Genomic DNA, 15,504 nt, shown 5'->3' on the forward strand with positions numbered 1-15,504 from the left:
TACCGGAGTCCGCGCGCTATTGTAGATAAAACGATAACCATTGTCATTAGTGGGGTCGTAGTTCGCGTCCCCGGGGTGCGTCCGGCCCGTACCGCGCCCGCCGCCCGGCGGGGCGGGCGGTACGGCGGACGCGCCCGGGCGAGGGCGGCGTCAGCCGCGCCCCGCCGGTGACCACCCGCGGAGAGGACGTGGAAAGACGTGGCCCACACCCAGCAGACCGGCGCCGTGCCCACGGCCCCACCGCGCGCGCACGTGCTCCTCGACCCCGCCTTCCTGCGCCTGTGGTCGGGGAGCACCGCCTCGGGACTGGCCACGTGGGCCATGCCGTTCATCCTCGGCCTGGCCGTACTGGACGGAACGCTCACCGCCATGGGGCTCGGCCTGCTCCTGGCCACCCGTACCGGCGGCTTCCTCCTGGCCCTGCCGCTCGGCGGCCTGCTGGCCGACCGCCTCTCCCGCCGCGCGGTGGTGCTGTGGGCCGGGGCCCTCGCGGCGGCGGCCACGCCGCTGGTCGCCGCGGGCGCGGCGACCGGAGCCCTGGCGCTCGCGGCCGTGGCCGCGGCGGCCGTGGGCGCGGGACAGGGAGCCTGTAGACCCGCCTTCCAGGCGCTGACCGCCGAGGTCGTGGACGAGCCGCGCCGCCAGCGCGCCAACGCGGCGCTCACCATCTCCGTGCGGGTCACCACCCTGGTCGCCCCGGGTGCCACGGCGCTGCTCTCCACGGTCCTGGGCGTGCACGCCCTCCTCCTGGTCACCGCCGCGCTCTGGGCGGTCGCCGCCCTGGCCCCGCCCGGGGGCCGGGGCGCCCCCGCCCCGGGGACGGCGCCCGAGCGCGGCCCCTCCCTGGCCGCCGACTTCCGCGACGGGCTGCGCGAGGCCCGGCGCCACACGTGGTTCCTCGCGGGGCTGGGCGCCCTGACGGCGGTGATCGCCACCGGCTACTCCGCCACGGGCGTGCTGCTCCCCGTGGTCAGCCGCGACACCTACGGCACCGAGGCGGTGCTGGCGGGCGCGCTGACCGCCTACACCGGCGGCGCGCTGGCCGGGGCGCTGCTGATCGGGCGCTGGCACCCCTCCTCCCAGGGGTGGGTGGCGCTGGCGGGACTGGCCCTTTACGGCCTCGCGCCGCTGAGCCTGCTCCTGCCCGTGGGCCCGTGGACGGTGTTCGCCGCCTACGCCCTGGCGGGGGTCGGGATCGAGCTGTTCAACGTCCCGTGGTTCACCGCCGCCCAGCGCGAGGTCGCGCCCGACAAGCTCGCCCGCGTCTCCTCGCTGGACTTCCTGTTCTCCTACGGCCTGGCCCCGGTCGGGCTCGCGCTCATCGCCCCGGCGACCCAGGCCTTCGGCACGGAGGCGGTCCTGGTCGTGTGCGCCGCCCTGTGCTTCCTGGCCCCGGGGGCCGCGGCGCTCGCCCCCGGCTCGCGCCACTTCGCGATGGGGGGCCGCGGGGCCCCGGCCCCGCGAGCCGCCTGACCGGCAGAGCGCCCCCGGCGGCCCGCCGGGGCGGCGCCCCGGGCGCTCACCGGCCCCGTCCCGCCCCTTCGCCGCGCGCCAGCAGGTACAGCAGGAAGGGGGCGCCCAGCACCCCGGTGACCACTCCGACCGGCAGTTCGCTCCCGCCGAAGGCGGTGCGCGCGACCAGGTCCGCACCGGCCGCCAGGAGCGCTCCGCAGGCGGCGCAGGGCAGCAGCCCCAGAGCGCGTCCGCCCAGCAGCCGCCGCACGATCTGCGGGGCCACCAGGGCGACGAACGCGACGGGACCGGCGACGGCGGTTGCCGCGGCCGCGAGCGCGGCGGAGGTGAACAGCAGGGCGCCCCGGGCGAGCCGCACCCGGCCGCCCAGGGCGGTCGCCGCGTCCTCGCCGAGCTGGAGCAGGGACAGCTGACGTGCCAGCACGAACGCGGTCGGCGCCAGGACGGCCAGCGCCACCGCCACCGTCACCACGTGCGGCCAGCCCCGGTTCGCCAGGCTGCCGGTGAGCCAGAGCACGGCGCGCTGCGCCGTGGTGAGTTCAGTGCGGGTCAGCAGGTACGACGTCACCGCACCCAGCATCGCGGTGACCGCGATCCCCACCAGGACCAGCCGCTGCCCGCTGACACCGCGCCGGTGGGCGAGCAGGTACAGCAGGAACGCGGTGGCCACGGAGCCCGCCAGCGCGCTGGCCGCGATAGCCGCCGCCGTGCCGCCGAAGACCACGATGGCGAGCACCGCCCCGGTCGTCGCGCCCGCGCTGACCCCGATGACGTCCGGGCTGGCCAGCGGGTTGCGCGCCAGCCGTTGCAGCAGCGCCCCCGAGAGCGCCAGCGCCGCGCCCACGCCCAGCGCGGTGAGCACACGCGGCAGCCGCATCTGCACCACCACGTGGGTGACCATCACACCGGCACGGCCGGTGAGCGCGTCCACCACCTCGCCCACGGCCAGCTCGAAGTCCCCCAGGGTCAGCGAGACCAGGGCCACCGCCGCGGCCAGGGCGGTGAGGAGGGCGCCGAGCAGCACCGAGGGCCAGTACACCCGCACCGACAGCCCGCCCAGCCGGGCCACCCCAGTCCGGGGGCCCAGGAGCCCGGAACGCGCCGTCACGGCCCCGCCACCCTTCGCCCGCGCACCAGGAGGACGAAGAACGGCGCACCTATGAGAGCGGTCAGGACGCCGACCTGCAACTCCTCGGGACGCGCCACCACGCGGCCCGCGACGTCGGCCGCCAACAGCAGGACGGGCGCCAGCACCGCCGACCAGGGCAGCACCCAGCGGTGGTCGGGGCCGACCAGGACCCGCGCGACGTGCGGCACGGCGACTCCGACGAAGCCGATCGGACCCGCCACGGCCGTCGCCGTCCCGGCCAGGAGCACCACCGCCAGAGCGCTCGCCCCGCGCACCAGCCACAGCCGTGTCCCCAGGGAACGTGCCAGCTCGTCGCCGAGCGCCACCGCGTTCAGGGACCGGGCCGCCGCCACCGCCGCCACCAGTCCCGCGGCCAGGAACGGCAGCGCCTGGAGCAGCACCGCGCCGTCGGCGCCCGCCAGCGATCCCACCACCCAGAACCGGTACTCCTCCAGGCTCGCGCGGTCGCGCAGGACGATCGCCGAGGTCAGCGAGCCCAGCAGCGCCGAGACCGCGGCTCCGGCGAGCGTGAGCCTGACCGGACCGCCGCCCTCCCGGCCCAGCGACCCGGCGGCGTACACCGCGCAGACGGCCGCCGCGGCGCCCGCGAAGGCGAAGCCGACGTAGCCCAGCAGCGAGGACGCACCGAACACGCTGATCGCCAGGACCGCGGCCAGGGAGGCACCCGCGTTGACGCCGAGCACGCCGGGGTCGCCGAGGGGATTGCGGGTCACCCCCTGCGCCAGGACCCCGGATACGCCCAGGGCGGCGCCGACCGCCAGCCCGGCCAGGGTGCGCGGCACACGCAGGTGCCGCACGACCAGGTCGGTGTCCGAACCGGTGAAAGCGGCGTAGGCGAGGTACACGTCGGACACCGACAGCCGCTCGTAGCCGACCAGGACCGACACCAGCAGGGTCGCGGCCAGGACCAGCAGCGCCACCGCCAACCCGGCCGCGCGGGCGCGGGCGCCGACGAGCACCCCGGAGCCGTCGGCGGCGGCCCGCAGTCGGCGCCGGACCCCCGAGGGCACGGTCGTCACGGGCCCCTCGGCCACATGGGGTGCCATCGGCCCGCCTACCCGAACAGGCCGGGGTGCAGGATCCGGGCGACCGTCTCCACCGCGGCCGCGCTGCGCACACCCGCGGAGCGGTCGGCGAAGGTGAACTCCTCCACCTGCCCCTCGGCGACCGCGGTCAGGTTGGCCAGCACGGGGTCGGCCGTGATCCGCTCCACGTCCGGGGCGGCGTCGGCGGCGGTCATCCGCGCGTCGCAGCACACGTCGACCAGGATGAAGTCGGGGTCGCGCGCGATCACGTCCTCGAAGGCCACGTCGTGGTTGCGCCCGCCGTCCAGGTCGGCGAAGGCGTTGACGCCGCCGGCCAGCCGGATGATCTCGGTGGAGAAGTCCTGCCCGCCCGCCACCCGGAACCCCTGGTCGCTGGGGCGGCCGACCATCACCGTGGGCCGGCCCTCCTCGGACACGCGGCCCTCCAGGGCCCGGGCCACCCCGCCTACCGTGACCTCCATGTCCGCGACGACCTCCTCGGCGCGCTCGCGCGCGTCGAACAGCGTTCCCAGGTCCCGCAGGTCGGCGTAGACGCTCTCCATCGTCACCGAGGCCGGGTCGATGGTCGCGTCGGTGCGGCCGTCCCCGCTCGGGCACAGCGGCGCCGGGATCCAGCTGCCGACGCCCAGCTCGCGCAGGGAGGCTCGCGTACCCAGGTTCTCGTCGGTGAACACGTCGTTGAACCCGGCGAGCACGAAGTCGGGCCTGTGGTCGAGCAGCTCCTCGCGGCTGGGCAGGTTGGGGTAGTACTCCTGTCCGGCCTGGGCCTCGGCGTACTCCTCCAAGACGGCGGCGTCCAGGAACGCCGTCCCGACCAGCCGGTCGCTGAGGCCCAGCGCGTGGGCGGTCTCGACGGCGGGCTGGTAGGCGGCGAACACCCGTTCGGGCGGGCTGTCCGCGGCCACGTCGACGCCGCAGTTGCGGATCGCCCCCGCGGCGGCCTCGGGGGAGGGGGCGGCGGTGCCGCCGCAGGCGGTCGCGGCCAGGAGCAGGGCTAGGGCGGCGCAGACGGGCAGGCGGTACCGGACCGCGCGTGCCCCGGTGGGCTTCAACGAACAAACCATCCTTCGTGGTCTGATGACGCGGACGGTCGCAGCCGGTCTCCTGGCTCCCGGAGTCGGGCTCTGGCCCCGCGCCCCCGCCCTTCCCGGGCCGTGTCCGGCCCAGTGGCGTGCGGGAGGCGCCCTCCGGTCACAGTGGCGAGGACCGCGCCGGACTTCCACCGGCTTCCCGTGCACTGCGACGTCGACGATATGGACTTGTGCTGACAGTCAACCGGCCACGGTAGTGCACGCGGGTCCCTTCCGCGAGACCCGATCACCTCCCGGCAGAGGGCCGCGGTCCCGGGAACCACCGGACCGCACGCGTGGTCGGCCCGGGACCGGGAACAGGGAACGCATGGAACTCATCACGGTGGAGGACGTCCGCGCAGCCCGGGAGCGCCTGCGCGGGGAGGTGGTGCGCACCCCGCTCACGGCGGGCCCCGCCGGAGGGCCGCCGTTCCTGCTCAAACCCGAGAGCCTCCAGCCCACCGGGGCCTTCAAACTGCGCGGCGCCGCCAACGCCGTCGCCCTGCTCGACCCCGCCCGGCGCCGCAGCGGTGTGGTGACCCACTCCTCGGGCAACCACGGCCAGGCGCTCGCTTACGCCGCCGCCCGGCAGGGGGCTCCCTGCACCGTCGTCGTCCCCGAGGGCGCGCCCGGGGTGAAGGTCGACCGCATGCGCGCCCTCGGCGCCCGCATCGTCGTGGTCGCCCCCCGCGAGCGGGAGGCCACCGCGCGGCGGCTCCGGGACGAGGAGGGGCTCGCCCTCGTCCCGCCCTTCGACGACCCGCGCGTCATCGCGGGCCAGGGCACGGTCGGCCTGGAGATCCTGGAGCAGTCGCCCGGGGTCGCGACCGTCGTCGTGCCCGTGGGCGGGGGCGGGCTGGCCTCGGGCGTGGCCACCGCCGCGCTGGCCGCCGCGGGCCCGCGGCGCGTCCGCGTCGTGGGGGTGGAGCCCGAACTGGCCGCCGACGCCGCCGAGAGCCTGCGCACCGGGAGCCTGGTCGCCTGGCCGCCCGAGCGCACCCACCGCACCATGGCCGACGGGGTGCGCGTGTGCCTGTCCGAGCTGACCTTCGCCCACCTGCGCGCCCGCCTGGACGAGGTCGTCACCGTGACCGAGGAGGAGATCGCCCGCGCCGTCGCCGCACTCGCCCACGGGGCGCGTCTGGTCGCCGAGCCCAGCGGGGCCCTTGCCGCGGCCGCGGTCCTGGCGGGCCGGGTGCCCACCGCGCCCGGACGCCCGCAGGAGACGGTCGCGGTCGTCTCGGGGGGCAACGCCGACCCGGAGCTGTTCGCCCGCCTGGTGGCGTGAGCCGCGCGACCGGACGCGGCGGAGACCGCCCGCCGGGGCCCGACCGGGCGGTGCCGTCCTCAGGGGCGGGAGCCCCCGCCGCCGGCGGGCCCGCTCCCGTTCACCCGCTCCCGCTCGTCCGCGCCCGCCGCCACGGGGTTCGCGCGTCGGGCGGCGCGTGCGGCGCGGTCCTCGCGGCGGCGCATGGCCATGTCCGACAGGGCGGCCAGACCGAAGGCGATGACGACGGCGGCGACGATCAGCACGGTCCACAGCGCGGTACCGAAGGAATCGGGGTCGATCATGGGTGCTCCGATGGGCTCGGGGGTTGGACGTGCCGACAGCACAACCGTAATAGGCGTTAACTTTCAGACCGACTGTTAGCGGAAGTGAACTGGGTCATATACACGCGTCCGCGCTTCCGCGCGCCGCACACGGCGAGGGCCCGGGACGGCGCCACGTGCCGTCCCGGGCCCTCGCCGGGCGAGCCCGAGCCCCTACAGGATCGACCCCGGGGAGTAGGCGGCCGCCTCCGGGCGCGCGGCCACGATCGCGTCGATCCGCTCCACCACGGCGGCCACCTGGTCGGCGGCGGCACCGGTGAAGGTGATCCGGTCGGCCAGCAGCGCGTCCAGCTCCCCGCGGCCCAGCGGGAAGCGCCCGTCCTCGGCCAGGCGGTCCAGCAGCCGGTTGCCCGCGCCCTCCTGGCGCATGGCCAGGGCCGAGCCCACCGCGTGCTCCTTGATCAGCTCGTGGGCGGTCTCGCGGCCCACCCCGGCGCGCACCGCGGCCATGAGCATCTTGGTCGTGGCCAGGAACGGCAGGTAGCGGTCGAGCTCGGCGGAGACCACCGCGGGGAAGGCGCCGAACTCGTCCAGCACCGTCAGCATCGTCTCCACCAGCCCGTCGAAGGCGAAGAACGCGTCCGGCAGGGCCACCCGGCGCACCACCGAGCAGGACACGTCGCCCTCGTTCCACTGGTCCCCGGCCAGCTCACCGGCCATGGACGCGTACCCGCGCAGGATCACGGTCAGCCCGTTGACCCGCTCGCACGAGCGCGTGTTCATCTTGTGCGGCATGGCCGAGGAGCCCACCTGGCCCTCGGCGAACCCCTCGGTGACCAGCTCGTGCCCGGCCATCAGACGGATCGTCTTGGCCAGCGACGAGGGACCGGCGGCCAGCTGCACCAGCGCGGTCAGCACCTCGAAGTCCAGCGAGCGCGGGTACACCTGGCCCACGCTGGTGAAGCGCCGCTCGAACCCGAGGTGGGAGGCCACCTCGTCCTCCAGCGCGCTCAGCGCGGCGCGGTCCCCGCCCAGCAGGTCCAGCATGTCCTGCGCGGTGCCCACCGGGCCCTTGACGCCGCGCAGCGGGTAACGGGAGATGAGCTCCTCCAGCCGCCCGTGGGCCACCAGCACCTCGTCCGCGATCGACGCGAACCGCTTGCCGAGCGTCGTGGCCTGCGCCGCCACGTTGTGGGAGCGGCCCGCCATCACCGTCTCGCCGTACTCGGCCGACAGCCTCCCCAGCCGGGCCAGCAGGGCCACCACCCGGTCGCGCGCCAGCAGCAGGCTGTCGCGCACCTGGAGCTGCTCGACGTTCTCGGTCAGGTCGCGCGAGGTCATGCCCTTGTGCACGTGCTCGTGCCCGGCGAGGGCGTTGAACTCCTCGATGCGGGCCTTGACGTCGTGGCGGGTGACCCGTTCGCGCTCGGCGATGGACGCCAGGTCCACCTGCTCCAGGACCTTCTCGTAGTCCTCGACCACACCGGCCGGGACGTCCACGCCCAGACGCGCCTGGGCGCGCAGCACGGCCAGCCACAGCCGCCGCTCGGCGACCACCTTGTACTCGGGGGACCACAGCCGGGTCAGCTCCGCGGACGCGTAGCGGGCAGCCAGGACATCAGGGATCAGCGGTTTCGCACTCACGTCGTCCGACCCTATCGTCCTGAGCTGCGACGGGCGCGCGGCCACTCCCCCCGAAGACCCCGGGCTCCGACCGGCGGCGACGCGGGGAGCCCGGCGAGAGTCCGGACCGGGGCCCGGAAGGTAGGGCCAGCCCCACCCCCCACCCGGTGGCGCAGCCGATTCCGGTGTGCGCCGGACCTGCCTAACTTTGGGGCATGACCACTCCCGCGGAGTCCCCGAACGCGCCGCGCGCCCTGTCCCGGGCGCTCGGCACCAGGCGTTTCCTGCTCACCTCCTGGCCCTGGCGCGGCCTCGCCTACAGCGGCGGCACCGTCCTGGTGGCCTGCGTCCTGTTCTTCGCCGCCTCTCCCGTCCTGGCCCCCTGGGCGGCCCTGTTCATGGTGTGGACCGGGGATGTCGGGGCCTTCGACGACTACGGCGGGATAGTGCTGGTGCTGGCCCTGTGCCTGACGTCCACGTTCCTGTTCGGCCCGCTGGTCGCCATCCCCCTGGGCGCGCTGGAGCGCTGGCGCCTGGGGCTGGTCGGGGGCGGTCCCCGAGAGAGCGGGCACCGCGAACCGGTCCCCGGGCTGTGGGGGTGGGTGCGCACCCGCTACACCGAGGCCGCCACCTGGCGGGAGGTGGCCTACGCGGGGCTGATGCTCCCCCTGGCGGGGGTCACCGCCACGATCACCGGTTTCCTGATGGTGTTCGCGATCGTCCTGGCCTCCGGTCCGCTCCTGCTGGACGACAGCCCCGGCTCCGTCATCGACCTCGGCCCCGTGAGGCTCACCTCCGGCGCCGAGGCGGCTCCCTACACCCTCCTGGCCCCGCCGTTGCTGGTCGTCCTGCTCTACGCGTCGGCGGCCATGGCGTGCCTGCACTCACTGCTGGCCCGCACTCTGCTGGTCGGCCCGCCCAAGGGCGTCCTGCACGCCGAGCTCAACCAGGTCACCGAGTCGCGGGCCCGCCTGGTCAACGCCTTCGAGTACGAGCGCAGGCGCATCGAACGCGACCTGCACGACGGCGCCCAGCAGCGCCTGGTCGCCCTGTCCATGGATCTGGGCGTGGCCCGACTGGACCTGGAGGAGGGCAGCGAGGCCGACCAGCGCGTGGTCGCCGCGCAGGCCAAGGCCGACGAGCTCATCACCGAGCTGCGCGAACTGGTGCGCGGCGTCCACCCCCGCGTCCTCACCGACCGGGGACTGCCCGCCGCCCTGGAGGAGCTGGCCGACCGCTGCCCCGTCCCCGTCACGGTGCACACGCGGATCGGCGGACGCCTGCCCGCGCACGTGGAGGGCACCGCCTACTTCGTGGTCGCCGAGGCCCTCACCAACGTCTGCAAGCACACCGCGGCCGACGCCGCCGCCGTGCACGCCAGCGCGGCCCCCGGCGGGCCGGGCCGACCCGACACCCTGCTGGTGGAGGTCACCGACCACGGCGCGGGCGGCGCCGACCCCGCACGCGGGTCCGGTCTCACCGGGCTCGGGGACCGCGTCGCCGTCATGGGCGGCACAATGGAGCTGTCCAGTCCCGAGGGCGGACCTACCCGAATCCGAGTGGAGCTTCCGTGCGGACCCGTTCCCCCGACACCGCTGACGTGACCCCCGACGCGCCGCCGGTGCCCACCGTCCTGGCCGAGGACGGCGTGCTGCTCAGAGAGGGGCTGTCGGGAATCCTGGAGCGCTTCGGCTTCCCCGTCATGGCCTCCGTCGGCGACGCCGAGGCGCTGGTGACGGCCGTCGCCGAGCACGAGCCCGGCCTCGTGGTCACCGACATCCGCATGCCGCCCGGCTTCACCGACGAGGGGCTGCGGGCCGCCGTCCGGATGCGCCGCGAGCGCCCGGGCCTGGCGGTGGTCGCGCTGAGCCAGTACGTGGAGCTGAGCTACGCCACCGACCTGCTCGACTCCGGCAGCGGCCAGGGCGTGGGCTACCTGCTCAAGCAGAGGGTGGGCGACGTCCGCGAGTTCGCCTCCGTGCTGCGCCGGGTGGTGGACGGCGAGACCTTCGTGGACCCCGAGGTGGTCCGCCAGCTGCTGCGCCGCCGAGCCGACCCGCTGGAGCGCCTCACACCGCGCGAGCGCGAGGTCCTCGCCCTGATGGCCGAGGGCCGCTCCAACGGGGCGATCGCCCGCCGGCTGGTGGTCAGCGACGCCGCCGTCGGCAAGCACGTGGGCAACATCCTGGCCAAGCTCGACCTGCCCCAGGACGAGGGCGTGCACCGCCGCGTCCAAGCGGTCCTGGCCTACCTGCGCGGCCGCCCCGCCTGAGCGCGCGGGAACGAGGCCGTCTCCGCCGCCTGCCGTGCTCCGCGCCCGCGCTCTCCCGGGCGTGCGGGGCGAGCGGGTCCGCCCGGCCGCGTCGCGGACCCGCCGCGAGGCGGGGGAGCACCGGACCTATCGTGGAGGTGCAGAGCCGTCACGGTGCGAACTCCCCCCCCCGCAGCCCGTAGGAGACCGGATGCAGCCGACCGTCGCCGCCCCCGACAGCGTCACCTGGAAGATCCACCTGGACCGGTCGATGTGGGTGGCGGGCGTGCGCGCCCTCATGCTCCAGGCCCTGCACCCCGTGGCCATGCGGGGGGTGTGGCAGCGCTCGGACTTTCGCTCCGACCCCACCGGCCGCCTGATGCGCACCGCCCACTTCGTGGCCGTCACCACCTACGGCAGCCCCGCCGAGGCCGACGCGCTCGGCGAGCGCGTCCGCCGGGTGCACCGCGCCCTGACCTTCACCGACCCGGACACCGGCCGCACGCACCGGGTGGACCAGCCCGACCTGCTGGTGTGGGTGCACTGCGCGGAGGTCTCCTCCTACCTGGAGAACGCCGTGCGCGCGGGCGTGGAGCTGACCGCCCGCGACGCGGACCGCTACCTCGACGAGCAGTCGCGCACCGCCGCCTACGTGGGGCTGTCGCGCGAGGACGTGCCGCGTTCGGTCGCCGACCTGCGCCGCTACCTGGCCTCGGTCCGGCCCGCCCTGCGCGCCACCCCCGAGGCGCGCCAGGCGGTGCGCTTCCTGCTGTGGCCCAAGGTGCCCGAGCGCCTGTCCTGGCTGGCCCCGCTCAAGCCCCTGTGGCTCCCGGTCGGCGCGCTGTCCTACGCCACCCTGCCCGCGTGGGCGCGCCGCGCCTACGGGATCCTGCCCGAGGCCCCCGGCGGGGACGCGGCGGCCACCGCGTCGCTGCGGGCCCTGAGGGCGGTGCTCAACCGGGTGCCCGAGCGCTACTACAACCTCCTCTTCGACGAGGCCACCGTGCGCAGCGCCGAAGAGGCCAGACAGCGGCTGCTGGAGGCCGGGTACGGGGTCGAGAACGGGTTCCGGGCGATGCGCGCCCGCACCCTCTTCCGGGCGCCGTCGGCCCCCGCGGAGGCCTGAGACGGGTCTGCGGCCCGGGCCGGGGAAGCGTCCCGGGTAGCGTGGAGGGGTTCCCGTGGACCGAGGGGGCCGCGATGAAGCGCCGCGTACGCCAGTACAGCCTCGTCATGGGAGCGTGCCTGCTCCTGTTCGCCGGTGCGCTGCCCGTCTACTACCTCTTCGGCTCGGGATGGGCGGTGGCCATGTGCGCGGTGGCGGCCGTCCTGCCGCCGGTGGCCGCTGCCCTGGGCAGCATCGCCGACCCCGACGACCCGGAGGACCGCGACAACAGGTACGGGCCCAACGCCGACTGACCGCCCCCGCCGGATCGGCGTGGGCGCCCGGCCCCCGTCACGGGCCCGATGACCCGACGCGTATCATTCCGGCGGAATCGGGCACCGCACGCCGCCACCGCTGCGGGGTGCCCCGCCGTCCAGGGGGAGGAAAGCGTGACCCGCACCGGTACCGATGACGTCACGGCGCACCCGCGGTCCAGCGCGGTCCGCATGCTGCGCGTGCGCCACGACGACCCGCGCGTGCGGGGGCTGCTCGACGGGCTGCTGGAGGAGTACACCGAGCGCTACGGCGCCGAGGGCGCGGCCGACGAGCTGGCGCGCTACCCGGTGACCGAGTTCGCCGCTCCCCACGGCCGCCTCGTGCTGGCCGAACTGGACGGGGAGATCGTCGCCGGAGGGGCCGTGCGACCGTACAAGAAGGACCGGGCGGCCATGGCCGACACCGCCGAGTTCAAGCGCGTCTGGACCTCGGGGCGCCACCGCCGCCTCGGACTGGCCAGCCGGGTGATGACCGCGCTGGAGGAGGCCGCCCGCGACCTCGGCTACGCCCGGGTCCTGCTGTTCACCGGCCCCGCCCAGCCCGAGGCGGTCGCCTTCTACACGCGGATCGGCTACCGGCCGGTCGACCCGGCCGACATCGACGAGCTGCCCCACCGCACCGCCATCCCCTTCGCCCACGACCTCGTGTGAGGAGGCGGGCGACAGGCCACCGGAGGGGCTTCCCCGAGGACGGCGCCCGCGGCCGGTGCCCGGCCGCCGGAGGGGTTCGCGCCGGGGGGCGTCCACGGCCTCCGACGGGGCCGGCCGCGTTATGGCTTCCGGTATGTCCGCGTGACGGCCGCGCCCCGGGGCCTCCCCGTACGATGGGTGGCCAGGGCCGCCACAAGCGGCCACGACGCCGGACCCGCGAGGAGACGCACGACGTGAGCGAGCAGCAGCGCCCCCAGGACGAGACGAACGCCCCCGTGTTCAGTCCCCGCAAGAACGGGCAGGCGCAGTCGGTCTCCGACGAGCTCGCCGCGTGGATGACCACCGGATGGGCCGACACCGAGCGGCGCGACCTGGAGCCCGTCGAGCAGGCCGGGCACACCGCCCGCCGCCGCGCCGCGCTCAGCGCGGCCTTCCCCGGCGACCGCCTGGTCGTCCCGGCCGGGCAGCTGCTCACCCGCTCCAACGACACCGAGTACCCGTTCCGGGCGGCCACCGACTACGCCTACCTCACCGGCGACACCTCCGACGGCGGCTGCCTGGTGTTCACGCCCCGCGCCGAGGGCGGGCACGACGTGGTCCTCTACCTCAAGCCCCGCTCCAACCGCGACAACGGCGAGTTCTGGCTGGGCGGCTACGGCGAGCTGTGGACCGGCCGCCGCAACAGCCTCTCCGAGGCCGCCGACCTGCTGGGCGTGGCCACCGCCGACGTGACCACGCTGTCCGGCGCGCTGCGCGCGGGCGGCGCGACCACCCGCATCGTGCGCGGTCACGACGCCGAGCTCGACGCGGTCGTCGACGGGCTGCGCGCCGACGCCGACGAGGAGGCCCGGGCCAAGTACGCCCAGCTCGACGAGGACCTCTCCGTCACGCTGGCCGACCACCGCCTGGTCAAGGACGAGTGGGAGATCTCCCAGCTCCAGCTGGCCGTGGACGCCACCGTGCGCGGTTTCGGCGACGTCGTCAAGGCGCTGCCGCAGGCCAAGGACACCTCCGAGCGCTTCATCGAGGGCACGTTCTTCCTCCGCGCCCGGGTGGAGGGCAACGACGTCGGCTACGGCACCATCGCGGCCTCCGGCGCCAACGCCACCACCCTGCACTGGACCCGCAACGACGGCCCGGTGCGCGAGGGCGACCTGCTGCTGCTGGACGCTGGCGTGGAGACCACCACGCTGTACACCGCCGACGTCACCCGCACCATGCCGGTGTCGGGCACCTTCACCGACGTGCAGCGCCGCGTCTACGACCTGGTGTACGCCGCCCAGGAGGCCGGTATCGCCGCCGTCGCCCCGGGCAGGCCGTTCGTGGCCTTCCACGAGGCGTCCCAGCGGGTGCTGGCCGAGGGCCTCGTCGAGTGGGGCCTGCTGGAGGGGCCGGTCGAGCGCGTCCTGGAGCTGGGCCTGCAGCGCCGGTACACCCTGCACGGCACCGGCCACATGCTGGGCATGGACGTGCACGACTGCGCGGTCTCGCGTCAGGAGGTCCACCTGTACGGCGACCTGGAGCCGGGCATGGTGCTCACCGTCGAGCCGGGCCTGTACTTCCAGCCCGACGACCTGACCGTCCCCGAGGAGCTGCGCGGCATCGGCGTGCGCATCGAGGACGACGTGCTGGTCACCGAGGAGGGCCGCACGGTCATGTCGGCCGGTCTGCCGCGCTCCTCCGCCGACGTGGAGGCCTGGCTGGCCGAGCGCCTGCCGCGCTAGGCGGACCTGCGCTCCGCTTCGGCCCACCCGTCGCCCGCCGCCGCCCTCAACCGGCGCCTGCGGCGCGGTTCCTCCGCGGGAACCCGCCTCCGCCGCCTCCGCAACCCCGTGGGCGCCCGGACCGACCCCCGCAGGCTGAGGTCGTCCGAAACGGGCCCTGGTTTCCGGACACATCACGGGACCGCCCCCTCGGGGGCGGTCCCGCCGTCGTGTGCGGCGGGTGGGAGGAACGCGTACGCGCCCCTTCCCGCGCCCAAGAGTGGCCCATGCCTCGCCACAGCACGTTTGGGCAGGTGGGCGCGCGGCCAGCGGGAGGGGGAGGGAAATCCACCGAGGAGGAGGTTCCACCCCATGGCAGAGCACACTCACGGAACCCGGCCGCGCGTCTTCGCCTCGCCGGGACGCTACGTCCAGGGACGGGGCGCCCTGGCCCGGCTGGGCCCGCTCGTCTCCGACCACGGCTCCCGCCCGCTCGTCCTGGTCGATGACGTCGTCCGCGGGCTGACCGAGGACGTCATCACCGCCTCCTTCCGAGAGGCGGACCTGCCCCCTGTCTTCGAGCGCTTCGGCGGCGTTCCCACCGGGGCCGAGGCCGAACGCGTCTCCGGGACGATCCGCGACGGCGGCCACGACGTGGTCATCGGCCTGGGCGGCGGGGCCGCGATCGACACCGCCAAGGCCGCGGGGGACAACACGGGGGTCCCCTGGGTCAGCGCGGCCACGGTGGCCTCGACCGACGCGCCCACGTCGGCGCTGTCGGTGGTCTACACCGAGTCGGGGGCGTTCGAGTCCTACCGCTTCTACGACCGCAATCCGGCGCTGGTGGTGGTCGACACGCAGTTCGTGGCCGAGGCGCCCACCCGGTTCCTGGCCGCCGGGGTCGGCGACGCCCTCGCCACCTGGATCGAGGCGCGCGCGGTGGAGCGGGCGCACAGCACCAACATGGTGGAGGGCCTGCCGACCCGGGCGGGCACGACCCTGGCGCGCCTGTCCTGGGACATCCTGTGGGAGTCGTCCCTGCCCGCGCTGGAGGCGGTGGACCGCGGCCTGGTGACCCCGGACGTGGAGGCCGTCGTGGAGGCCACCACGCTGCTGTCCGGCCTGGGTTTCGAGTCCGGCGGCCTGGCCGCCGCGCACGCGGTGCACGACGGGCTGACGGCGGTGGACGAGACGCACCACCTCGCCCACGGGGAGAAGGTCAACATCGGCTCGCTCACCCAGCTCCTGCTGGAGGGCGCCCCGGCCTCGGAGGTGGACGACTTCGCGCGGTTCACGGCGCGCGTGGGCCTGCCGACCACCCTGACGGAGGCTGGGCTGGGCGACGCGGACGACGAGGTGCTCGACCGCGTCGTGGCCGCGGCGACCGCGCCGGAGGAGACCATCCACAACCTCGCGTTCACGCCCTCGGCCCGGGACGTGCGCGACGCCCTGCGCGCGGTGGAGGCGGTGGGCCGCCGCGCCCGCCGCGAGGCCGGGCTCGGGGAGCCGCAGGCGCCCGGAGCCCGCTGACCGCACCCCGGCGCCG

14 protein-coding genes and 1 riboswitch are annotated in these 15,504 nt (G+C 75.5%); of the genes, 9 read left to right on the top strand and 5 right to left on the bottom strand.

The annotated features are described in order from the left end of the window. Window positions 1-198 precede the first annotated feature (198 nt). Window positions 199-1,473 (top strand): MFS transporter, encoded by a 1,275-nt coding sequence (locus KGD83_RS13330; protein WP_212644066.1) that lies wholly within the window; start codon window positions 199-201, stop codon window positions 1,471-1,473. A gap of 46 nt (window positions 1,474-1,519) precedes the next feature. On the opposite strand, the gene KGD83_RS13335 is transcribed toward KGD83_RS13330, so the two are convergent. From KGD83_RS13335 to KGD83_RS13345, 3 genes are read right to left on the bottom strand one after another with little or no spacing between them, the layout of a single operon-like run. Continuing rightward, entirely contained in the window at window positions 1,520-2,581 is a 1,062-nt protein-coding gene (locus KGD83_RS13335; RefSeq protein ID WP_212644067.1) for a FecCD family ABC transporter permease, read from the bottom strand. Beyond that, window positions 2,578-3,669, bottom strand: a complete 1,092-nt coding sequence (locus KGD83_RS13340) for a FecCD family ABC transporter permease (RefSeq protein ID WP_212644068.1) — start codon at window positions 3,667-3,669, stop codon at window positions 2,578-2,580. The genes KGD83_RS13335 and KGD83_RS13340 overlap by 4 nt, the downstream gene beginning before the upstream one ends. A gap of 8 nt (window positions 3,670-3,677) precedes the next feature. Continuing rightward, window positions 3,678-4,721, bottom strand: coding sequence for an ABC transporter substrate-binding protein (locus KGD83_RS13345; protein WP_212644069.1), 1,044 nt, complete (start codon window positions 4,719-4,721; stop codon window positions 3,678-3,680). A 25-nt stretch (window positions 4,722-4,746) separates the two neighbouring features. Then, window positions 4,747-4,926: riboswitch (cobalamin riboswitch) on the bottom strand. Window positions 4,927-5,067: 141 nt separating this feature from the next. Between KGD83_RS13345 and KGD83_RS13350 the strand changes: the two genes are divergently transcribed. Continuing rightward, window positions 5,068-6,027, top strand: coding sequence for a threonine ammonia-lyase (locus tag KGD83_RS13350; RefSeq protein WP_212644070.1), 960 nt, complete (start codon window positions 5,068-5,070; stop codon window positions 6,025-6,027). Window positions 6,028-6,086: 59 nt separating this feature from the next. Here KGD83_RS13350 and KGD83_RS13355 read toward each other — a convergent pair whose 3' ends face one another. Further along, window positions 6,087-6,311 (bottom strand): histidine kinase, encoded by a 225-nt coding sequence (locus tag KGD83_RS13355; protein ID WP_212644071.1) that lies wholly within the window; start codon window positions 6,309-6,311, stop codon window positions 6,087-6,089. 192 nt (window positions 6,312-6,503) lie between these two features. Beyond that, window positions 6,504-7,934 carry an adenylosuccinate lyase gene (gene purB, locus KGD83_RS13360; protein WP_212644072.1) on the bottom strand — a complete coding sequence of 477 codons (1,431 nt, stop codon included), beginning with the start codon at window positions 7,932-7,934 and terminating at the stop codon, window positions 6,504-6,506. A 194-nt stretch (window positions 7,935-8,128) separates the two neighbouring features. On the opposite strand from purB, the gene KGD83_RS13365 reads away from it, so the two are divergent. From KGD83_RS13365 to KGD83_RS13395, 7 genes are all read left to right on the top strand, one after another. Next, the gene (locus tag KGD83_RS13365) at window positions 8,129-9,517 is read left to right on the top strand and encodes a sensor histidine kinase (RefSeq protein ID WP_212644073.1); all 1,389 of its coding nucleotides are present in this window, start codon (window positions 8,129-8,131) and stop codon (window positions 9,515-9,517) included. Further along, window positions 9,484-10,185, top strand: coding sequence for a response regulator (locus tag KGD83_RS13370; protein ID WP_212644074.1), 702 nt, complete (start codon window positions 9,484-9,486; stop codon window positions 10,183-10,185). Before KGD83_RS13365 ends, KGD83_RS13370 begins: the two co-directional genes overlap by 34 nt. Window positions 10,186-10,375: 190 nt before the next feature. Beyond that, window positions 10,376-11,290, top strand: a complete 915-nt coding sequence (locus KGD83_RS13375; RefSeq protein WP_212644075.1) for an oxygenase MpaB family protein — start codon at window positions 10,376-10,378, stop codon at window positions 11,288-11,290. 74 nt (window positions 11,291-11,364) lie between these two features. After that, complete coding sequence (locus KGD83_RS13380; protein ID WP_212644076.1) at window positions 11,365-11,583, top strand: DUF3099 domain-containing protein; 219 nt, start codon at window positions 11,365-11,367, stop codon at window positions 11,581-11,583. A gap of 192 nt (window positions 11,584-11,775) precedes the next feature. Next, a complete protein-coding gene (locus KGD83_RS13385; protein ID WP_394358116.1) occupies window positions 11,776-12,255 on the top strand; it encodes a GNAT family N-acetyltransferase in 480 nt (159 codons plus the stop codon). 233 nt (window positions 12,256-12,488) lie between these two features. After that, window positions 12,489-13,979 carry an aminopeptidase P family protein gene (locus tag KGD83_RS13390; protein WP_212644078.1) on the top strand — a complete coding sequence of 497 codons (1,491 nt, stop codon included), beginning with the start codon at window positions 12,489-12,491 and terminating at the stop codon, window positions 13,977-13,979. Window positions 13,980-14,330: 351 nt separating this feature from the next. Further along, on the top strand, window positions 14,331-15,488 hold the full coding sequence (locus tag KGD83_RS13395) for a glycerol dehydrogenase (protein WP_212644079.1): 1,158 nt from the start codon (window positions 14,331-14,333) through the stop codon (window positions 15,486-15,488). Window positions 15,489-15,504 lie beyond the last annotated feature (16 nt).

Source organism: Nocardiopsis akebiae (assembly GCF_018316795.1).
Lineage (GTDB): Bacteria > Actinomycetota > Actinomycetes > Streptosporangiales > Streptosporangiaceae > Nocardiopsis > Nocardiopsis dassonvillei.